Here is a 21,091-nt window from a genome sequence, read left to right as displayed (position 1 = left end):
GTTAGCGGCCCAGCCGTTCCAGCGTCATTTTATAACCGTCATTGCCATAATTCAGGCACCGCTTTACACGGGAAATGGTAGCTGTGCTGGCTCCAGTCTCGGCCTCGATCTGATTGTATGTGCTGCCTTTGCCCAGCATACGCGCAACCTCCAGACGCTGGGACATGGACTGAACTTCATTGATCGTGCACAGATCATCAAAGAACACATAACATTCCTCAAGATCCTTAAGTGTCAAAATGGCCTCAAACAATTGGTCAATACTCTTATCATTAAGCTTCTTCAGCTGCATAGATTATCATCCCCTAGGAATACTTGTAGCTTCATTGTAACTGAGGGGCGGACAGTTTTTCAAGCGTTAACGGTTTCACGCATTACAGAGCAGAATCATGAAGCTGATAAATGCCGCCCAAATCCGCATTTATCCCGCTTTCGTGGACGGGTGCCTAAACGCCCTGCGCACCTGATACATACAATAGACCATCAATCTGTAAAGGAATGTGATCTGAATGTCCCAAAACTATACTAACCGGAGGGCGCACCCGCATCGTTCATTGACCAATTACAACTCATCCGCTTATCCCGGGGCCTCCCCTTCTCTGGACCCGCTGACGGCAGAGGCCACTGCGCTGGTGCCCTATAATCCGTCCTACAATCCGGCAGGTTCTTTTGAAACGCCCCCAACTGCCAGTTCGTCTTCCTCCGGCGGCGGACTGCTGGGCAATCTGCCGAATCTGGGCGAGATCAAAGGATTCATCGACCGGATGGGTGGCATCGACGGCATGCTCAACACGCTCGGCAAGGTGCAAAAGGTAATGTCAGGCATCCAGCAGTTTGCCCCGATGGCCAAACTGCTCATGAGCGCGCTGCCTTTTGGCGCGGCGAAGGCTAAATCAGTAAACAGTCTCGATGAATATGTACCCAGACGAAAAAAAAGAAGAAAAAGCAGCAGCCGCAAACGGAGCACCTCCAAGTCCCGCCGCAGTCCGGCAAAGCGCAGTAAGCGCTAAGTCCTATTTTCGAAAAATCACCTGAACCAGCCTCTTCTGGAGAACCAGTAAATCATGCCGGAACCGAGCAGGAGCATACAAGCAAGCACCGCAAAATAGCCGTATTTCCAGCGCAGCTCGGGCATAAACGGAAAGTTCATCCCGTAAATCCCTGCGATCAGCGTCAGGGGCATGAATATCGTCGTAATGACCGTCAGGGTCTTCATAATGGCGTTCATCCGGTTGGAATTGAGCGAAATGTAGCTGTCTCTCAGGTCAGCCGTCATTTCACGGTCGGCATCAATCATATCGGAAAGCTTCAGCAGATGGTCATAAATGTCCGTAAAATAGGCTTTATGCTCGCCCTGTCCCTGGATATGCTCGGAATTGACGACCCGGTACATTAAATCCCGCATCGGTACAATCGTGCGCCGCAGCTTCAATAACCGGCTCCGCAGCTCGAATACCTGATTCATCAGCTCCTCAACCGACTCGCTGCGGCTCCGGTTTTCCAGCTCGGCAAGTTCGTCTTCGATCCTGAACAGGCAAGGAAAATATTGGTCGACCAGCTTATCCATGACCGTATACGTCGCTCCCAGCGTGCCTCGCGCCCAAATTTTGCTTTCCCGGGCATGCTGCAGGACCCGCTCCCATGCCTGATCAAGCTCCTCAAGCTGTGTTTTATGGTAGGACACCAGAAAGCGGTAGCCCATAAAGAGATCTACTTCCTGTACCGTCAGGTGATCCGGGTCAAGCGCATGCAGAACAAAAAAATACACATCCTCGTAGTAATCCACCTTGGGCCGCTGCAGCACATAAAGGCAGTCCTCGATCGCCAGCGGGTGGAAATGAAAATAGGTATCCAGCAGCGCCGCTTCCTCGTCCGTAGGATCGCAAAAATCGGCCCATATCCATTCATATTCATCCGGCTGTATATCGGTCAGTGGAATGCCAAGCTTTAACTGATGATCCTTCCCGATAGCTATCGTCCTGATCAATCCGTTCATCCCCTCTTCTGAACCGGCAGCATCCATTCCTTTGCCTTCATTCTATACACATAGCTTTTCCCATAAAGAAACAAAAAAAGCCCCACAGGGGCTTCACAAATTGTTTGCATATTTTACATACCCTATTTATGCGGGTTGCCTTTACAGCCTGCTGCACTAGAATAGCAGGGTGAAGATCAAGCCTGCCAGCAGAGCGGAAATCGGAATCGTAATGAACCAAGTTACCACAATCCGTCCTGCGAGGGACCAGCGTACGGCACGGAAGCGTTTGGCCGAGCCAACACCCAGAATCGCCGAGGTGATCGCATGGGTCGTGCTGACCGGAAGATGCAGGAGCGTGCAGGTGAAAATAACGGAGGCTGCCGAAATATCTGCCGCGAATCCGTTAATCGGTTCAATTTTGAAAATTTTCGTGCCCATCGTCTTGATAATTTTCCAGCCGCCGATCGATGTACCGAGCGCCATCGCCGTTGCCGCCGAGATTTTAACCCAGAGCGGCACCTCCAGATGGTCCTGGACGCCAGCGGAGACGAGCGCAAAGGTGATGATGCCCATCGCCTTCTGCGCATCATTCGTGCCGTGCGTGAAGGATTGCAGGGCGGCGGTAATAATTTGCATCGTACGGAACCCCTTGTTCACCGTATGCGGGCTTCTGCGGGCAAATATGTACTTGAGCACCATCATGACGATATAACCGATGACAAAAGCGATCAGCGGGGAGAAAATCAACGCCTCCACAATGTCGATGAAGCCTGTCCAGTTAACCTTGTCGGAACCCGCGCCCACGAATACCGCACCGGCAAGGGAGCCGATCAGCGCATGAGAAGAAGAAGACGGGATACCGAACCACCATGTGACCAGGTTCCAGATAATGGCCGCCAGCAGTGTCGCAATGACGATGTCGATCCCGTTCGACAGCTCCGCCGGATTGGCCACACTGCCCCCGATGGTCTTGGCCACCCCGGTGAACATCATGGCGCCGACAAAGTTCATCACAGCCGCCAAAATAATGGCACGCCGTGGTGTCAGCGCTCTTGTCGAAATCGACGTGGCGATGGCATTGGCTGTATCATGAAAGCCGTTTATAAAGTCAAAGGCCAAAGCGAGAAATATGACAATGCCTAGAATGAGTAGACTTGTATCCATGAAAATAGGACCCCTTACGAGTTGCGCATAATGATGGATTCCAGCTTGTTGGCTACATGTTCGCAAGAATCAGTAGTCGTTTCCAAACGTTCGTAAATTTCTTTGCGCTTGATCAGCTCAATCGGGTCATTAACGGTCGCAAACAAATTTTTAATGCAAATACGGAGCAGCTCGTCCCCCTGGTTCTCCAGGTCGTTAAGACGGATGGTATGCTCGCGGAGCGCAAGCAGCTTCTTATGGGACAAAAGATGCACAGCCTTTTGAATCTCATAGGCAGATTGACGCAGAATATCCGCAAACTGAACGATATATTCGTCAGGCTCGGTAAGCTGGTACATATAAAACCGTGATGCCGTCGCTTCAAGCCCGTCCAATACGTCATCCATGGTGGTTGTCAAATCCATAATGTCGTCCCGTTCCAGCGGCGTAATAAATGTTTTGTTCAGCTCTTTAATAATCGTGTGTGTGAATTCGTCACACTTGGACTCGTATTTCTTCATTTCTCCAGCAAATAGCGTCACGTCCTGCAGGTCTGAAATGTTCTGCGCAAAATAATCAGCAGCCTGCACGATCGTATCCGCCATATTTTCCAACGTCTCGAAAAAGATGTCCTTTTTCTTCAGTTTCATACGATTACCCCTTTACCAAAAATTGATGCTCGATGGGTTCGACTATATTAGACAACCTTTGCTATCTTATCATAGGTTGTATCTGTTTTGTAAAGACCCTGTAAACATTGTAAACGCTATTTTAAATATTCTTCACACTTCCACTTATTACCCTGTCCGCTTACCCTTGATTCTCTGTATTTAATTGGGCCGGTTGGGTAATCGAGACATGTCCGTCCAGCGGCTGGTCATTCGGAACGATATGAATATAAGTCTGTCCGGGAACCAGTGAAATTTCGGCGTTTCCTTCATAAAAGCGGATGATATCCCCATTAGCATGCTTCCATGTTCCCTGAATCATCCGACCCTCGCGGAAAATGAGCGCTTCCCCGCCGCTATCCAGATCCACAGCCAGCCGCCCGACATCATCCAGCACCTGATGGCTCGTGCTCATAACCACCACGTTAGCAGCGCTTAATGGCTCTCCATTATTCAAATCAATGTGCGGCTCCCCATTCACCGATCTCAAGTAGATCTGCTTGTCCTCATCATATGTATAGGATACGCGGTAGCTTTGCAGCAGAAAACGGATATCGAAGGCTGTCACCTGTTCTCCGTCCGTCATTGGCTCCGGCTTGGCAAACGTATACTCCGGAACATCGGAGCTTGTCGGATACCCCCGCTTGTCCGCTCCTTCCAGCAGCTTCGGCAGACTGGTATATAAATTATGCGGTGCCTTGCGGTCCTTGCTGCGCCAGAAGGACGGGCCCGCATTTGTAATTTCATCAAGATGCTGCTTCCCCTGATGCTGGAAAAGGTCGTAGGCGTCATTACTTCCTCCCGCATGGACAGGCAGCGCCCCGTAGCTTTCCGCCAGCTCGATCAGATAAGGGCGGATGCTGCGTACAGGACCGATGTTGACTTCTCCGCCTCCGCTTTGAAAAAACGCCACCAAACGTGTGATCCCACCTTCAGCGAGCACCTCATACACGATATCTGCCCCGCTGAGCCCTGATTGCGGACGGGCGGCAGGGGCGTTGTTGATCATTACCGCCAGCGGCCGTTGATCCGAGGGTGCATCTATGGCGAGACCTGTGAGAGGCGCGGTGTACTTCGGTTCCGTCTCTGCCTGGGGCTCCACCGGTTCCGGAGCAGGGTCCTCCATGACGACGGGCGGAGCCTGCGGCGGCGCTTCCTCCTGGGAAGAACAGGATGTCAAACCTATACAGGCGAACAGTGCCAGGGTACCACAGACTGCGTTTTTGCTTAACCGAATCAAAAGACATTCCTCCTGGGTTCCATTTTCTACATTATAAGCAAAGTATGGCAGGGTTGTCTCTCACAAAGAAAGCCCTTAAATTTTGCCGGAACCGTCGAGAGATAAAAATTTTAAGAAAATTGATGAGATTGTGATTTTTATCACAAATAAAACTTCAGACCTATTCTACAATAAAGACATGAAAGAGATGATCATCTTCCAAAATAAAAACAAGGTAATTCACCTTATGAAGGAGTGGTAAATATGTTTAACACATGGCTTAGAGAAAACCCGGTGGCAATGTGGATTCTGACGGTATTGAGGGTGGTGCTGGGCTGGAGCTGGATGACCCACGGCTGGGAGAAGTTAACAGGAGGCGGATTTGATGCGGGAGGCTTCATGACAGGAGCCATCGCCAAGGCAACAGGTGAACATCCGGCGGTGCAAGGCTGGTGGGCTAACTTCCTGGAAGCCTTCGCCCTGCCGAATGTAGGCCTCTTTAACTTCCTGATTCCGCTGGGTGAATTCCTGGTCGGTGTCGGCCTGATTCTCGGCACATTGACTACGCTGGCCGCTCTGATGGCCATGGTCATGAACTTCGCCTTCCTCTTCTCGGGTACAGTGAGCACCAACGCAGTGATGGTACTGTTCGAGATCTTCATCGTGGTCGCAGGTGCCAACGCCGGCCGCATCGGACTGGACCGTTGGGTACTGCCTTACCTGCGCGGCCTGTTCCGCAGACATGAAGGAGGCGGGAATAAAGCCAAGGTGGCCTGATCACAGTCAGTAATATAGCAAGATATACGGTAAGAGCGTCGATAAAATCGGCGCTTTTTTCTTTGCTCCAGCTATATTGCATGGAAAATCATCAGCAAACGCCGCAAGCAGAGCGGGGACATCGGGATCAACAATTAACGGCAAACAAAACAAACGCACCCTGCAGCACATCTCAATATCTTGACAAAAGATATCACGGAGTGCTGCAGGGTGCTTTTTCATATCAAAATGTTCCGAACATCCAGCAGTTCAGGCTTAAACATCCATGGTCATAGGACTGGAACAGCTTTTCTGCACTTCTGTCGTTGTCCGCCGCCCCCATCGCATAGAACAGGGGGGCAAAATGCTCCTTGGCGTAGGATGGAACGGCCTCATTCGCATATGGCGCCTTTTTCCCGTAATCAAACAGTTGCTTAAGGTTCCAGGTCTCCAGCTGCTCCCCGATCCAATCATCAAAGGCGGCTGCCCAGCTCTCGGCTTCTTCGGTGTCCCGCAGCAAACGCAAATTATGTACGAGCCCCCCGCTGCCGATAATCATGATGTCCTGCTCACGCAAGGAAGAAAGCATGCCACCAATCATGTACTGCTCCTTGGGCGAACGCCTGGAGTCAATGGAGAGGGGAATGACGGGAATATCTGCTTCAGGATACATATGGTTCAGAATGACCCATACGCCGTGATCAAGTCCCCTGTTCTGAACGGGCCGGGTGTGCAAATTGTGCAGCTTGAAAAAACTGAAAATCTCATTATGAATCGCCGGATCTCCGGGTGCAGGATATTCGATTGTGTACACTTCCTCAGGGAAACCGTAGAAATCATGCAAAGTTGTGTGCTGTTCATCAACGTCAACACATTGATCGGGACTATCCCAATGGGCGGAAAAAACGACAATTCCGCGGGGTCTGGGCAGCCGTGAACCCAGTTCCTTCAGAAAACGGGCATACGCATTGTTCTGCACAGCCAATGCAGGTGAACCGTGCGCAACAAATAATGCAGGTACTGTCATCGCTGCCAACCTCCACACGCCAATTTAATCGTTGCCCTTCTATTTTACTCCTGCGCATGGGGATTTTCCAATAGTGTCAAATCATCCAGTGCTGCCATTCTTTTTCAAGCCGTTCACGTTCATCCAGCCATTCCACGGTCCGCTGAATCAGTTGCGCACGCTCCGGGCCCGAAGAATAGGTATGGTCTGCCTGAAAAATAATTTCCTTGTCACACCGGCTTTCCGAGCGCATCCAGAAAACCTTCTGATAGAGGAAGGCGTAGTCCACCGGAATCACATCATCCGAAGTGCCATGAACGACGAGCACGTCCCCGCTGAACTTGACGGCTTCCTGGAAAGGCTGGAATTGCGCCAGGGACTCAAAGAATGCAGGAGTAAGGCTGTAACCGAGGTAATCCGCCTGTCCTTCCTTAACTGCCTGATCATAGACATTGCGCCCGGTAAGCTTCACGATATCACTGAACGGATAACCGACAGCCGACCAGAGCACGAGATTTTTCACCCTCTTATCCCGCACAGCCGTCAGAACGGCAACCGCACCGCCCAGACTGTGGCCGATCAGCGTAACCTTCTTCGGATCCACATCGGCGCAGCTCAAGGCGTAGTCCAGTACAGCACGCGTCTGATGGATCATGGCATGCATGCTCTGTTCCCCATATTCACCGGTGCTCTCGCCACAGCCTGCGTAATCAAAGCGGAGCACCAAATGCCCCGCATCGGCAAGCCTGCGCGCCGTCTTCACAAACAGTCTGTCAACCCCGATGCGGCTGCCGACAAATCCGTGGCATATGATCACCAGCGAATTGCGGCTCTGGCATCCCGTCTTCTCCACCCCGCGCGGATAATGCAGCGTTGCCGTCAGTTCCTCACCCTCAAAGCGTATGCCAATCTGTCTTTCCATCTGCCTCTCCCCCTGTTCCTTGATCCCATCATTTAACCATTAATTCCGATCTACTTAATATGATTTATTGTACACATCGCTCTGACGGGTGTCAACGGACCTTATCACACTGCCGCAACAGAAAAAAGACGCCTGCTTCCCGAAAAGGCCATTTCCTCTTCAGGGCAACAAGCGCCGCCGGAATTCAGCAGCCTGAATTACTCGTAGCTGCGCCGGTACATCGCATGGGTCTCACTGCGGCCTTCCCATCCCGTTAAAACGGAATCGCCGTGCTGAGCGTCCAGCACATGTTCCCGACCTTCATCGAAATCATACCCGAATTCCGTATCCTCGACACGGTAACGCGGAGCATTGCCCTGGACAATATGTCTGACTTTGCCGGAATTCAGTCCGCTGTTCATATGCCGGCCCCTTCCTCTCCTGAAAAAAATTGAGTGCAGCTCCCGCAGCATCCTCCATATTTTTCAACAGGAAGCGTTCTCAATATACATCGCTGGCAAATCATTTCTGCGTAACAGACTTTGCGATAATCCGCCTGCTCACGTATACTGGATTTCATATGGATTGTTTGCAGGAGGCCTGATGAATGTATCAACCCAATTCCGGAGAGCAGGGGCAAGACAAGCCTGAATCCCGGCTCAAATATTTTGCCATGATCGCCTGGATCGCTTTGACCTTCTTTTTTACAGCGGTTGCGCTACTCGGTCTGGTTGTGCTTGCAACTGGAGGCAATGCAGCCCCTTATGAGAAAATCAGCATCTCGACACTGCTTATTGTAGCGGCCGGTGCGATTCTGCTGATTGAAGCGTTAACCCGTTTTATGGGCAGCCCGGATGATGAAGCCGGGCAGGATACGGCTCCGGGGGGAAAGAATGGACAAGCACGCGTGCCTGAGAAGCCGAAGCTTGATTTGAAATCAATGCTGCTGTATGTGGTCCTCGTTGTGGTCATTCTGGTCGGGGGCATTTTGCTTAACAGAAGCCTGCCCGTGTTCACTGTATCCCCATGGATAAGCTTAATTATCGCCGTTATTGGCTGGGTCGGGCTTAAACCGCTGTTTCTGCGCAAGAATAAATAACAGTACATCATGTCAAGAAGGCAACAAGAAAGGGGAGTCCCATTGATCCGGAACTCCCCTTTTGCCTGCTCTAACACCGTTCGAGGGATGAAAATCAGATCAGCATATTGAACAGGTTAACGTCCTTGTTCAGTTCAATATACTGGATTCCCTTGTGCTTCATCCGCTCAATCAGCGGCAAATAATCCTCTTTATGCAGGAGCTCGATTCCGACCAGGGCCGGACCGTTCTCCTTGTCGTTCTTCTTCGTATATTCAAAACGGGTAATATCGTCTTCCGGCCCGAGCACATCCTGCAGAAATTCCCGCAGAGCGCCTGCCCGCTGCGGGAAATTGACCATGAAGTAATGCTTCAGCCCCTCGTACATGAGGGAGCGTTCCCTGATCTCCTGCATCCGGTCGATGTCATTGTTGCCTCCGCTTACGATACAAACGACCGTCTTGCCCTGGATTTGCCCCCGGTACTTGTCCAACGCAGCAACAGGCAGCGAGCCTGCAGGCTCCACTACGATGGCACTTTCATTGTACATCTCCAGAATGGACGTACAGGCTTTCCCTTCTGGCACCTTCACAATCTCGTCGAGGACGTTGGAACAAATGCTGTAAGTCAGCTCCCCGACCCGCTTGACGGCGGCACCGTCGACAAATTTATTGATTTCCTCCAAGGTTACGACACCGTTATTGCGCATCGCTTCACTCATCGAAGCTGCTCCCAGCGGCTCCACTCCGATGATCTTGGTTGCTGGACTCATCGTTTTGATATAAGTGCCTACTCCGGCTGCCAGCCCTCCGCCGCCGATGGTCACAAACACATAATCTGCGGGAGCATCCAGGCTCTCCATAATCTCCATACCAATCGTACCGTTGCCGGCTACTATTTTCGCCTCATCAAAAGGATGAATAAACGTCATGCCTTGCTCTTTGCACGTCTTGACAGCTTCCTCGTAGGCATCATCAAACGTATCTCCCGTCAGAATAATCTCAACACTGCTTCCGCCGAAACGGCGCACCATTTTGACCTTCTGGTTGGGCGTAGTGCTAGGCATATAGATCTTGCCCTGGATACCGAGAGCATTGCAGGAATAGGCGACTCCCTGGGCATGGTTGCCCGCGCTGGCGCAGACAATGCCCTTGCTTACTTCCTCTGCCGACAGGCTGCGGATCATGTTATAGGCGCCGCGTATTTTGAATGAACGCACAACCTGCAAATCCTCACGCTTCAAATAGACATCACAGCCGTATTTGGCCGATAGCATCGCATCCCGCTGCAGCGGTGTCCGCACAATCACATCACGCAGCAGATGATGCGCACGCACGATATCTTCCATTCCCACCGATGGAGCCCGCTGGGAAACTTGCTTTGGTTTCATAATTATCACCCACACTCCGCTTACTTATATATGTCTATCTAATATGAACGGCTTTTAAAGACCGCTTTCGTTATCATATTACGTTTCTCACCGGAAAGTGTAAAGACTCTGTCCCTTTTTCAGGCATCAAAATGAAAAAGGGGCTCCGTTCCTGGAAAACGGGTGCCCCTTATAAGGTTGCCTGCCTAAATGTAGACGGTTCATGTTAAGGCTGAGTCAAACTGTGTACTTTTCTGCAAACCAGCGTGCGGCGGCCTCAACTTCGGTGCGTGTCAACTGATGGCCGTGCCGCTCCCAGTGCATTGTCACTTCTGCTCCGGCGCTTTCCAGCATATCACGCAGCTCCTCCGTACCCGCCAGCGGAATCATCGGGTCATTCTCCCCTGCGCCGATAAACACGGCCAGGTCCTTCATGTCCGGAAGCTGGAGATCACGGAGCGGCACCATCGCATGATGGAGAATCGCGCCGCGCAGCACATACTTCTCATGAAAAATCATGCTGGCCGCGATATTCGCGCCATTCGAGTACCCGATGGCCACCACATTTTGACGGTCAAATTCGTAACGTTCAGCAGCTTCATCCACAAAAGCGGACAGCTCCTTCGTTCGCATGACCAGATCCTCCAGATCAAATACACCTTCAGCCAGACGCCGGAAAAAACGCGGCATTCCGTTTTCCAGCACATTTCCTCTTACCCCCAAGACAGAAGAGCCCGGCGATACCAGCTCTGCCAGCGGCAGCAGATCATGTTCGTTGCCTCCGGTTCCGTGCAGTAGCAGCAATACAGGCGCATCAGGGTTGCTTCCTTTACGGAAAATATGATTCATAACAAACAGCCACCTTTCATTTAATTTTAATATTAAGATTCTTATATTTGAATTTTATTATACACAAGGTCGGCACGTTAAACAACCATTAGTTATATAATCCGTTCCAAATACGAAAAAGCGTTCAGCTTCTGCGGCTTTCATCAGCACAGAAGTGAACGCTTTTCAAATATCTTTTTTCACTTCACCTGGTCGGCGTTAGCAAATTTGCTCACCTGCAGAGGTGCAGCCAGACATTCCGGAACAGCGGCTACGAAGCTTTGAAAATGCTCCGTCTGATTATGAAAATCAACCGCCGCCTCGTCCTTCCACTCCTCCACCACGGTAAAGCTGTTCTCATCCTCCACATCCTGCATCAACGTATAACGCTGGTTGCCTTCTTCCGCCTGAGAAGCTTTAACCAGCCCCTGCATCAGTGTCAAAAACGTCTCCTGTTTCTCAGCGAGAACTTTCAGGTTAGCATGAATAATGATCATGGGGCACCTCACCTTTTTCTTAGAGTAGTATGCATTTTCCGAAAGCGCTCCCTGGCCCAATCGGCTCAAGGAACGCTTTATTATGTTCATACCAATGCTTTGGCTGCAATATCCGTACGATTCTGTTTTCCTGCAAAAGTAATCCGCTCCGCCTGCTCATAAGCCTTGGCACGGGCGGCTGCGATATCACGGCCCAGACCGACGACACCCAGCACACGCCCGCCGTTTGTCACCCATTCGCCAGCCTCGTTTACAGCTGTTCCGGCATGGAAAACAATGGCTTCATCCGCCTGGTCAAGTCCGTGAATCGGCACCCCTTTCGGATAAGAGCCAGGATAACCGCCAGATGCCAGCACGACACACACCGCTGCCTCGTCCTTCCATTCAATTTCCACATCGGCCAGCGTACCGTTAACCGCCGCCAGGAAAATCGACAGCAAATCCGATTTCAGACGCGGCAGCACCACCTGTGTCTCCGGATCGCCAAAACGGGCGTTGAACTCCACTGTCTTCGGCTTTCCGTCAGGAGAAATCATCAGCCCAGCGAACAATATGCCTGTAAAATGTCTGCCTTCCGCAACCATCGCTTTGGCTGTCGGTTTGATGATCGTTTCAATTGCTTCCTCAATGATAGAATCCGCAATATGCGGCAGCGGGGAATAGGTTCCCATGCCGCCTGTATTCGGGCCTTTGTCTCCGTCAAAGACAGGCTTGTGATCCTGCGCAGCCACCATCGGGCGTACCGTCTCGCCATCCACGAAGGACAGAATCGACATTTCCTGTCCCTCCAGAAACTCCTCGATGATGACCTGAGTGCCTGCGTCCCCGAATACCTTGTCTACCATCATGTCGGACAGCGCTTTTTCAGCCTCTTCCATACTGTAGGCTACGGTTACCCCTTTACCTGCCGCCAGACCGTCCGCCTTAATGACCATCGGAATCTTCTGTTCCAGCAAATAAGCACGGGCCTCATCATAGCTGTCAAATTTGCGGTAAGCTGCGGTCGGGATATTGTATTTATGCAGCAGATCCTTCATAAACGTCTTGCTGCCTTCAATTTCCGCTGCATTTTTACGCGGGCCGAACACCGGGATTCCCTTGGCTTCAAAAGCGTCCACAATGCCAACTGCCAGCGGATCGTCCGGTCCGACAACCACAAGCCCCACCTGCTTCTCCTCAGCAAAGGCCGTCAGCCGCTCAAATTCAAATACACCAATCGGCACGCATTCGGCAAGCTGCCCGATGCCCGCATTGCCCGGTGCGCAGTAGATCGTTCCTGCCTGCGGGCTCTTCTTCAACGCCCATACAATGGCATGCTCACGGCCGCCGCCGCCGATGACCAAAATATCCATCTTTTGAACCCCTCCCGACCGGTTTTAGTGTTTGAAATGGCGCACTCCCGTGAACACCATGGCAATTCCGTACTCATTTGCAACCTTGATCGATTCCTCGTCCTTGACCGACCCACCAGGTTGAATTACCGCCGTAATACCTGCTTTAGCCGCCAATTCCAACGTATCCCCCATCGGGAAAAAGGCATCAGATGCGAGCACAGCACCTTTCGCTTTCTCTCCGGCCTGCTCAATCGCAATCTTCGCCGCACCAACACGGTTCATTTGGCCAGCTCCGACACCAACTGTCATATTGTCCGCAGCCAGCACGATCGCATTGGATTTCACATGCTTAACTACTTTCCAGCCGAACAGTAGCTGCTTCAGTTCCTCCTCGGAAGGAGCACGGTCTGTTACAACCTTGAGGTCTGCCGTATCGATGGAATGAACGTCGCTCTGCTGTACAACCATGCCGCCTTCAATGGAAGTGACGACAAATTGGCTGGTACGGTCAAGGGCCGAGTCAATTTCTCCTGTATCCAGCAGGCGAATGTTCTTTTTCTTGGTCAGGATGTCCAGCGCCTCTTGCGTAAAGCCCGGAGCCAGAACGATTTCCAGGAAAATCTCGCTCAGCTTCGCGGCTGTATCGCCATCGATAGCCCGGTTCGCTGCCACGATGCCGCCAAAAATCGAAGTTGGATCTGCCGCATAAGCTTTGCTGTATGCTTCATAAATGCTTGCACCTGTGCCCACACCGCAAGGATTCATATGCTTAATTGCCACAACCGCAGGCTCTGTAAATTCTTTTACAATCTGCAAGGCGGCGTTGGCATCGTTAATGTTGTTATAAGACAGCTCTTTGCCGTGAAGCTGCTTCGCCGAGACGAGTGTGCCGCCGGCCGCAAGCGGCTTGCGGTAGAAGGCTGCCTGCTGATGCGGATTCTCGCCGTAGCGGAGATCCTGAACCTTCTCATACGTTACCGTAAAACGTTCCGGCAGCGGATCACCGGTTACATTGGAGAGATAGTCCGAGATCAGAGCATCGTAAGCGGCCGTGTGACGGAAAACCTTGGCGGCAAGACGCTTGCGGGTCTCCAGCTCCGTATCGCCATCGCTGCGGATCTCTTCAAGCACAGTGCGGTAATCATCGGCATCTACAACAACGGTGACAAAAGCATGGTTCTTCGCAGCAGAGCGCAGCATGGTAGGCCCGCCGATATCGATATTTTCAATAGCATCCTCATAAGTCACGTCAGGCTTGGCGATGGTTTCGGCAAAAGGATACAGGTTCACAACCACGAGGTCGATATAATCAAGCCCCAGATCTTTCATCTGGCGCTGGTGTTCTTCGTTGTCACGAACGGCCAGCAAACCGCTGTGCACCGCCGGATGCAGCGTTTTGACCCGTCCATCCATAATTTCAGGAAATCCGGTCACATCGGAGATGCCGATTACCGGAATTCCTTCCTTCGACAGCAGACTGCTGGTGCCACCTGTCGAAATGATTTCCACACCGAGATTGGACAATTCACGGCAAAAATCCACGATGCCCCGTTTATCCGATACGCTGACTAAAGCTCTTTTGATCACGATTTATCCTCCTAGCTTTCCAACCCATTACCCGCCAGGAAAATGGGTTGGAAAGGCAGCTTCTGCTGCTTTTTATTAATCCAAGCCCATTCCACCAGATAAGGGCGAAAGGCAGCTTCTGCTGCTTTTTTTTAAATCCAAACCTATACCCCACCAAACATGGGCGAAAGGCAGCTTCTGCTGCGTGATATTTTCACTATTTCCCGAGAAATATCGGAATATGGCTCGCCTGACCTGCTTGCATTTTGACAAAAAAAGAGCCGACTGACAGCAGACGCCAGCCATGCACTGCGGATTAACGCTGAATGACTGTAACCTTCCTGCCCTCCAGCTTCACCCGTCTCTCTGCGAACCATGAGACCACTTCAGGGTATAACGCTTTTTCTTCTGCTTGAATGGCTGCCGTCAGCGATTCTTGGGCCGCTTCCTCCGTGACCGGAACAGCCCGCTGGGCAATAATCGGCCCTGTATCCATACCGCCATCCACAAAATGAACCGTTACCCCGCTTAGCTTCACGCCGTAATGCAAAGCCTGTCCAATCGCATCCTTCCCCGGAAAAGCCGGCAGTAAGGATGGATGGATATTGATGATTCTGCCTGTAAAAGCCTCTACCATCACGCTGGTGAGCAAACGCATGTATCCGGCCAGCACGACCAGATCGATCTCTTTCTCGCGCAGCATGCTGACCAGCTCCTGTTCATAATCCTCACGTGTGGCGTAGTTCTTGGGCTGGAACGTATAACATTCAATGCCAGCGGCTTGCGCCCGGCCGACAACAGCCGCCGCAGGCTTGTCGCTTACCAGAAGCTTAACCTCCGCTCCGCCGAGCCTGCCGTCTGCGGCGGCATCTACAAGAGCCTGAAAGTTACTCCCCTGCCCTGAGGCAAACACCGCCACCCGGTATGCTCCCATTACACTTCCGCTCCTGTGAAGGTCACCTTCGAGCTGCCCTCGGTAACACGGCCAATAACATAAGCTTCCTCACCTTGTTCACGCAGGATCGCCAGCGCAGACTCTGCATCCTCCTGCTTCACGACCATCACCATACCGATGCCCATGTTGAAGGTTGTAAACATATCACGGTTGGAGATCGCTCCCTTGTCCTGCAGCAGCTTGAAGATCGGCAGAATTGGCCATGAGCCGTATTCGATATCTACATTTACATTGTCCGGCAGCATACGCGGAATATTTTCGATAAAGCCGCCGCCCGTAATGTGAGCCATGCCTTTTACCGTCACCTTTTCCAGCAAGGTGAGCACCGGCTTCACATAAATTTTAGTTGGTTCAAGCAGCACGTCTCCAAGCTTACCGTTCAATCCTTCTACCTCATCCTGCAAGTTGTAGCCACTCTGCTCAAGCAGCAGCTTGCGCACCAGGGAAAAGCCGTTGCTGTGCACACCGCTCGAAGCGAGCCCGATGACAGCGTCCCCGGCAGCAATCGTGCTGCCGTTAATCACCTTGCTCTTGTCGACAATACCCACGGTAAAACCGGCAATGTCGTATTCCCCTTCACTATACATGCCAGGCATTTCCGCCGTTTCCCCACCGATCAGCGCACAGCCCGACTGATGACAGCCTTCGGCAATACCGGCTACAATCGCTTCAATTTTCTCGGGAATTACACGGTCGCAGGCAAGATAGTCTAGAAAAAACAGCGGCTCCGCACCCTGCACCACAATATCGTTCACACACATCGCAACAGCGTCAATGCCGATCGTATCGTGGCGGTCCATGGCAAAAGCGAGCTTCAACTTGGTTCCGACCCCGTCGGTACCGGAAACAAGCACAGGCTCCTCGTATTTATCTTTATTTAAGGCGAACAAGCTGCCAAAACCGCCCAAATCCGCCATTACTTCCGGACGGAAGGTACGTTTCACATGCTTCTTCATCCGTTCTACCGCTTCATTGCCGGCTGCAATGTCAACACCAGCCTGTTTGTATGCGTCGGACACCTCGATAACACTCCTTTTGTAGATCACAGAATTGGTTCAAAATCGAAACCAGAGTTGACAAAGCCAGACAAGCATACGTGAATCATCCTGACGGACTGTAATGACGCTATTTCGGTGAAATCAAGCGTTTGCGGAATGTTGACGGACCCCATAGCCTTTATTTAGCTTTTAAACGCATTTATTCGGCCAATTTCGGGTAAATAAGATCTCTACAGTCCGGTAAGACAATGAAATTCCGCCTTTTGGGGTAAATAAGAGCACTCCAGTCCGTTAAGAGAGAATGAATTTCCGCTAACCGCGGTCCGGCAATAATTAATCCTGCTAATGATTGAACCCGTTAACCTTCAGACAGAAACGGCCAAAAAGCAATTGAATCCCCGCTGCTTCAGCAGCTGCAGCCAAACTTCTCCTCACCGTTGAAATTCACCTGTGTCGGGTATTCGTTGTCGAAGCAGGCGAGACAGAGTCCGCCCTTGGGATCAGAACTGTTATGGCCGCCGACAGCCTCAATCAGTCCTTCGAAGCTCAGAAAATGCAGCGAATCCGCATTGATTTCCTGACGGATTTCCTCAATCGTTTTGGAGGAAGCGATCAGCTCCTTGCGGTCTGGCGTGTCAATGCCGTAGAAGCACGGATTTTTGAACGGCGGCGAGGTAATGCACACATGCACCTCCGTCGCTCCCGCATCGCGCAGCATATTGACGATCCGGCGTGATGTCGTGCCACGCACGATGGAGTCATCAATCATAACGACACGCTTGCCTTCAACAACCCGGCGCACGGCACTTAGCTTCATCTTGACACCCTGCTCCCGCAACTCCTGACTTGGCTGAATAAAGGTCCGTCCGGTATATTTGTTTTTGATCATACCCAGCTCATAAGGAATGCCCGTTTGCTCCGCATAACCGATCGCGGCGGAAATACTTGAATCCGGCACGCCAGTGACGACATCCGCATCAATGAAGCATTCCATCGCCATTTGGTTGCCCATGCGTTTGCGGGCCATATGCAGATTGGAGCCGTTCAAATCACTGTCCGGGCGCGCAAAATAAATATATTCCATCGCGCACAGGGCCTTACGGTGCTTGCCGTGATCGAACCGCTCTTCCCGCAGGCCATCTTTATCCAGCACCAGCAGCTCGCCGGGCTCAATATCGCGAATTAACTCAGCGCCGATGGTCTCCAGCGCGCAGGTTTCCGACGCGAAAATATAAGCACCGTTCAAGCGGCCCATCGTCAGCGGACGCAGGCCATGCGGGTCAGAGGCGGCAATCAGCTTGTCATTGGTCATGACCAGAAAAGCGAAGCCACCGACAATCTGGTTGAACGCATCCTTGGTCGCCTCGACCAGATCCTTCGGTGAGCGGGCAATCAGATGCGCCACAACCTCGGTATCACTGGTCGTCTGAAAGATCGAGCCGCTTTGCTCCAGCTCACGCCGGATTTGCAGCGCATTGACGATATTGCCATTCGTAGCCACCGCCAGATCCCCGTCACGGTACTTGAACACCAATGGCTGGGCGTTGGTCAGCTTACTGTCGCCGCTGGTGGAATAGCGGACATGCCCGATGGCGATATCGCCTGTCAGCGAGGCCATAATATCCTTGTCGAATACTTCTTTCACCAGCCCCATGCCGCGATGGTAGTGGAATTCGCCGCCGTCGCTGACACACATGCCGGCGCTTTCTTCGCCACGGTGCTGCAGCGCATGCAGGCCATAATAGGACAAAGAAGCGGCCTCAGGGTGTCTGTACACCCCGAAAACTCCGCATTCCTCTTTTAATTTATCGAATAATCCGTCCTTGCCGGATCCTTCATTGTAATAATCCCCTGTCCAAAACGTCTGCCGAAGCTGCGGTTGGCTCAGTTCATCAGACATGGAATGACATCCTCCCAGATTTGCTTCAGGCTGGCCACAGACTCCTGCACCCCAGGCTGTCCGTTGACCTCAATCGTCAGCTCGGAGCCTTCAACCTTACCGAGAACGGACACCGGAATGTCCAGCCCGCGCAGGTACGATTCCAGCGCTTCCGCTTTGTCAGGCGCAGCCGACAGCAGAATGCGGGATTGGCTTTCGCTGAACAGCGTCACATCCGGGCGCAGGTCTGTCGTTACGTTCACCTGTGCGCCCAAGCTGCCGCTGATGCAGGATTCCGCCAGCGCAACAGCCAATCCACCTTCCGCCAGGTCATGAGCGGAACGGACGAGACCTTGCTGAATCGCGCCCAGCACACCTTTCAGCAGCTTTTTCTCAACCTCCAGGTCAAGCTGCGGTGGACGTCCTTCCGATACGCCATGCACTACCGCCTGGAGCTCACTGCCGCCCAGCTCAGCTTTGGTGTCGCCCAGCAGCAGAATGACATCGCCTTCCGCCTTGAAGCCTTGTGTCGTAATATGATCCGTATCATGCACGAGGCCAACCATGCCGACCACCGGGGTCGGATAGATCGCGCCTTTGGCATTTTCGTTGTACAGGCTGACATTGCCGCCGATGACCGGCGTGTCCAGCACACGGCACGCTTCCGCCATGCCATCCACCGCTTTTTCCATCTGCCAGAAAATATCCGGCTTCTCCGGGCTGCCGAAATTCAGGTTGTCCGTGATCGCCAACGGCTCGCCGCCGGAGCAAACAATGTTGCGTGCCGCTTCGCTGACAGCAATCTTACCGCCCACTTCAGGGTCGAGGTAGACATAACGTCCATTGCAGTCCGTTGTCATCGCCAGTCCTTTACGGGTGCCATGGACCGTAACGACAGCCGCGTCCGAGCCAGGACGAACGGCCGTGCTGGTGCGCACCATGTAGTCGTACTGCTCGTATACCCATTTTTTGCTCGCTACGCTTGGGGAAGACAGAATCTTGTTCAGCGCTCCGCCAAGATCCTTCACTTCTTCGTAACGCAGCGTATCGACAGCCGCGTTCTGCTCATAATAAGCAGGTACTGCGGACGGCTTGTTGTAAATCGGGCACTCGTCCACGAGCGCGTTCACCGGCATATCGCCGACAACCTCACCGTGGTGGAACAGCCGCAGACGGCCGTCATCCGTCACTTTACCGACCTTGGCGCAGATCACGCCCCAGCGTTCGAAAATTTCGCGCGCCTGCGCTTCATCCTTAGGTTCAACGACGAACAACATGCGCTCCTGTGATTCGGACAGCATCATTTCGTAAGGCGTCATGCCTTCCTCACGCTGCGGCACCTGATCCAGGTACAGCTCAAGCCCGTTGCCAGCCTTGCTCGCCATTTCCGCACTGGAGCAGGTCAGGCCGGCGGCGCCCATATCCTGAATGCCAAGCACGATGCCGCTGTTGATGAGCTCCAGGCAGGATTCCATCACGAGCTTTTCCATGAACGGATCGCCGACCTGCACCGCTGTACGCTTCGCTTCGGATTCCTCCGTTAGCTCGACAGAAGCGAAGGTGGCGCCATGAATGCCGTCACGTCCGGTAGGAGGACCTACATAGAACACCGGGTTGCCTACGCCTTTGGCTACACCGCGCTGGATTTTATCATGATCGATCAGGCCGACACACATCGCGTTGACGAGCGGGTTGCCTTCATAGCTTTCATCAAACACAACTTCGCCGCCGACAGTTGGAATGCCGATACAGTTGCCGTAACCCGCGATGCCGGATACAACATGCTCAAACAGATATTTGACACGGTCGCTTTCCAGCTTGCCGAAACGCAGCGAGTTCAGGACAGCCACAGGGCGCGCGCCCATCGAGAAAATGTCGCGGATGATACCGCCCACACCTGTAGCCGCCCCTTGGTAAGGCTCGACTGCAGACGGGTGGTTGTGGCTCTCGATTTTGAATACGACAGCCTGGTTGTCACCGATGTCCACGATGCCCGCGCCTTCACCGGGTCCCATCAGAACACGCGGTCCGCTTGTCGGGAAACGGCGCAGCAGCGGTTTGGAATTTTTATACGCACAGTGCTCCGACCACATGACGCTGAACACGCCGATCTCCGTGTAGTTGGGCTTGCGTCCCATGAATTCACAGATCAGTTCATACTCACTGTCGGACACGCCCATTTGCTGATACAGTTTATGCTCGGCCACCTGTGCTGCCGTTGGTTCCTTAGCGGACACTTGCTGCGCCATGTTTATCCCTCCATGCGTTCAAAATCGATGTGAACATGCGTTTACCATCATCGGTACCGAGCAGTTGATCCACCGCCCGCTCCGGGTGCGGCATCATACCAAGCACATTGCCCTGCTCGTTGCTAATGCCCGCGATGTCCGTAAGCGAGCCGTTCGGGTTGCTTTTATACGTAAATACGATCTGGTTGTTCGCCTGCAGGCGGGCCAGCGTTTCTTCGTCACAGTAGTAGTTGCCTTCGCCATGCGCGATTGGAATGACGATCTCTTCACCTTGCGCATAATCACGCGTAAACGGAGTATTGTTATTCGCCACCTGAAGCACCGTATCATGGCAGCGGAATTTCATGGACATATTCCGTCTTAACGCACCTGGAAGCAAACCTGCTTCCGTTAGAATCTGAAAACCATTGCAGATGCCCAGAATGAACTTGCCCTGCTCAGCCGCCTTGGCCACTTCATTCATGACGGGAGCAAAGCGGGAAATCGCGCCGCAGCGCAGATAATCACCATAAGAGAAGCCACCCGGAACGAGAATGCAGTCATAAGCGGACAGGTCTGTAGCCGTATGCCAGACATAATCCACCGGCTCACCCAATACATCCTCCACCGCTTTATAACAGTCAATGTCACAGTTGGATCCCGGAAATACCAGCACAGCAAATTTCAT

At 52.4% G+C, this 21,091-nt stretch carries 22 protein-coding genes; 3 read left to right on the top strand and 19 right to left on the bottom strand.

Annotated elements, in window-relative coordinates; all coding sequences use genetic code 11:
- Position 1: 1 nt before the first annotated feature.
- Positions 2 to 292, bottom strand: coding sequence for a YerC/YecD family TrpR-related protein (locus tag ACE5LO_RS21330; RefSeq protein WP_355324665.1), 291 nt, complete (start codon positions 290 to 292; stop codon positions 2 to 4).
- A gap of 217 nt (positions 293 to 509) precedes the next feature.
- On the opposite strand from ACE5LO_RS21330, the gene ACE5LO_RS21325 reads away from it, so the two are divergent.
- Positions 510 to 1,010: a tyrosine protein kinase gene (locus ACE5LO_RS21325; protein WP_375521998.1), complete on the top strand. Its 501-nt coding sequence runs from the start codon at positions 510 to 512 to the stop codon at positions 1,008 to 1,010.
- Positions 1,011 to 1,027: 17 nt separating this feature from the next.
- On the opposite strand, the gene corA is transcribed toward ACE5LO_RS21325, so the two are convergent.
- From corA to ACE5LO_RS21305, 4 genes are all read right to left on the bottom strand, one after another.
- Positions 1,028 to 1,987, bottom strand: a complete 960-nt coding sequence (gene corA / locus ACE5LO_RS21320; RefSeq protein ID WP_375522026.1) for a magnesium/cobalt transporter CorA — start codon at positions 1,985 to 1,987, stop codon at positions 1,028 to 1,030.
- Positions 1,988 to 2,152: 165 nt separating this feature from the next.
- Positions 2,153 to 3,142 carry an inorganic phosphate transporter gene (locus ACE5LO_RS21315; protein ID WP_375358171.1) on the bottom strand — a complete coding sequence of 330 codons (990 nt, stop codon included), beginning with the start codon at positions 3,140 to 3,142 and terminating at the stop codon, positions 2,153 to 2,155.
- Positions 3,143 to 3,156: 14 nt separating this feature from the next.
- A complete protein-coding gene (locus tag ACE5LO_RS21310; protein ID WP_375358172.1) occupies positions 3,157 to 3,771 on the bottom strand; it encodes a DUF47 domain-containing protein in 615 nt (204 codons plus the stop codon).
- Between the two features lie 160 nt (positions 3,772 to 3,931).
- Positions 3,932 to 5,029 carry a DUF3048 domain-containing protein gene (locus ACE5LO_RS21305; protein WP_375521997.1) on the bottom strand — a complete coding sequence of 366 codons (1,098 nt, stop codon included), beginning with the start codon at positions 5,027 to 5,029 and terminating at the stop codon, positions 3,932 to 3,934.
- Positions 5,030 to 5,272: 243 nt separating this feature from the next.
- On the opposite strand from ACE5LO_RS21305, the gene ACE5LO_RS21300 reads away from it, so the two are divergent.
- Positions 5,273 to 5,785 carry a DoxX family protein gene (locus ACE5LO_RS21300; RefSeq protein WP_375521996.1) on the top strand — a complete coding sequence of 171 codons (513 nt, stop codon included), beginning with the start codon at positions 5,273 to 5,275 and terminating at the stop codon, positions 5,783 to 5,785.
- Positions 5,786 to 5,791: 6 nt separating this feature from the next.
- Here the strand turns inward: ACE5LO_RS21300 and ACE5LO_RS21295 are convergent, their stop codons facing one another.
- The 4 genes from ACE5LO_RS21295 to ACE5LO_RS21280 form a co-directional block, all read right to left on the bottom strand.
- Positions 5,792 to 6,007, bottom strand: a complete 216-nt coding sequence (locus ACE5LO_RS21295; RefSeq protein ID WP_375521995.1) for a hypothetical protein — start codon at positions 6,005 to 6,007, stop codon at positions 5,792 to 5,794.
- A gap of 1 nt (position 6,008) precedes the next feature.
- Positions 6,009 to 6,791 (bottom strand): DODA-type extradiol aromatic ring-opening family dioxygenase, encoded by a 783-nt coding sequence (locus ACE5LO_RS21290; protein ID WP_375521994.1) that lies wholly within the window; start codon positions 6,789 to 6,791, stop codon positions 6,009 to 6,011.
- 76 nt (positions 6,792 to 6,867) lie between these two features.
- A complete protein-coding gene (locus ACE5LO_RS21285; RefSeq protein WP_375521993.1) occupies positions 6,868 to 7,692 on the bottom strand; it encodes an alpha/beta hydrolase in 825 nt (274 codons plus the stop codon).
- Between the two features lie 197 nt (positions 7,693 to 7,889).
- Positions 7,890 to 8,093 carry a hypothetical protein gene (locus ACE5LO_RS21280; RefSeq protein WP_375521992.1) on the bottom strand — a complete coding sequence of 68 codons (204 nt, stop codon included), beginning with the start codon at positions 8,091 to 8,093 and terminating at the stop codon, positions 7,890 to 7,892.
- 185 nt (positions 8,094 to 8,278) lie between these two features.
- On the opposite strand from ACE5LO_RS21280, the gene ACE5LO_RS21275 reads away from it, so the two are divergent.
- Positions 8,279 to 8,770 (top strand): hypothetical protein, encoded by a 492-nt coding sequence (locus ACE5LO_RS21275; RefSeq protein WP_375521991.1) that lies wholly within the window; start codon positions 8,279 to 8,281, stop codon positions 8,768 to 8,770.
- 94 nt (positions 8,771 to 8,864) lie between these two features.
- On the opposite strand, the gene ilvA is transcribed toward ACE5LO_RS21275, so the two are convergent.
- The 10 genes from ilvA to purQ form a co-directional block, all read right to left on the bottom strand.
- Positions 8,865 to 10,139 carry a threonine ammonia-lyase IlvA gene (ilvA, locus tag ACE5LO_RS21270; protein ID WP_375521990.1) on the bottom strand — a complete coding sequence of 425 codons (1,275 nt, stop codon included), beginning with the start codon at positions 10,137 to 10,139 and terminating at the stop codon, positions 8,865 to 8,867.
- Between the two features lie 216 nt (positions 10,140 to 10,355).
- A complete protein-coding gene (locus ACE5LO_RS21265) occupies positions 10,356 to 10,967 on the bottom strand; it encodes an alpha/beta hydrolase (protein ID WP_375521989.1) in 612 nt (203 codons plus the stop codon).
- Between the two features lie 179 nt (positions 10,968 to 11,146).
- On the bottom strand, positions 11,147 to 11,443 hold the full coding sequence (locus ACE5LO_RS21260; protein ID WP_375521988.1) for a putative quinol monooxygenase: 297 nt from the start codon (positions 11,441 to 11,443) through the stop codon (positions 11,147 to 11,149).
- An 86-nt stretch (positions 11,444 to 11,529) separates the two neighbouring features.
- Positions 11,530 to 12,795: a phosphoribosylamine--glycine ligase gene (gene purD, locus ACE5LO_RS21255; protein ID WP_375521987.1), complete on the bottom strand. Its 1,266-nt coding sequence runs from the start codon at positions 12,793 to 12,795 to the stop codon at positions 11,530 to 11,532.
- Between the two features lie 24 nt (positions 12,796 to 12,819).
- Complete coding sequence (gene purH, locus ACE5LO_RS21250) at positions 12,820 to 14,367, bottom strand: bifunctional phosphoribosylaminoimidazolecarboxamide formyltransferase/IMP cyclohydrolase (protein WP_375522025.1); 1,548 nt, start codon at positions 14,365 to 14,367, stop codon at positions 12,820 to 12,822.
- Positions 14,368 to 14,659: 292 nt separating this feature from the next.
- Positions 14,660 to 15,277: a phosphoribosylglycinamide formyltransferase gene (purN, locus tag ACE5LO_RS21245; RefSeq protein WP_375521986.1), complete on the bottom strand. Its 618-nt coding sequence runs from the start codon at positions 15,275 to 15,277 to the stop codon at positions 14,660 to 14,662.
- Entirely contained in the window at positions 15,277 to 16,317 is a 1,041-nt protein-coding gene (purM, locus tag ACE5LO_RS21240; RefSeq protein WP_375521985.1) for a phosphoribosylformylglycinamidine cyclo-ligase, read from the bottom strand. Before purM ends, purN begins: the two co-directional genes overlap by 1 nt.
- Positions 16,318 to 16,702: 385 nt before the next feature.
- A complete protein-coding gene (gene purF, locus ACE5LO_RS21235; protein ID WP_375521984.1) occupies positions 16,703 to 18,196 on the bottom strand; it encodes an amidophosphoribosyltransferase in 1,494 nt (497 codons plus the stop codon).
- Entirely contained in the window at positions 18,181 to 20,424 is a 2,244-nt protein-coding gene (purL, locus tag ACE5LO_RS21230) for a phosphoribosylformylglycinamidine synthase subunit PurL (protein WP_375521983.1), read from the bottom strand. Before purL ends, purF begins: the two co-directional genes overlap by 16 nt.
- Positions 20,402 to 21,091 (bottom strand): phosphoribosylformylglycinamidine synthase subunit PurQ, encoded by a 690-nt coding sequence (gene purQ, locus ACE5LO_RS21225; protein WP_375521982.1) that lies wholly within the window; start codon positions 21,089 to 21,091, stop codon positions 20,402 to 20,404. Before purQ ends, purL begins: the two co-directional genes overlap by 23 nt.

The organism is Paenibacillus medicaginis (genome assembly GCF_042138635.1).
GTDB classification, from domain to species: Bacteria; Bacillota; Bacilli; order Paenibacillales; family Paenibacillaceae; genus Paenibacillus; species Paenibacillus medicaginis.
Note: the sequence above shows the minus strand (reverse complement) of the source record. Positions and strands in the feature narration are given on the sequence as shown.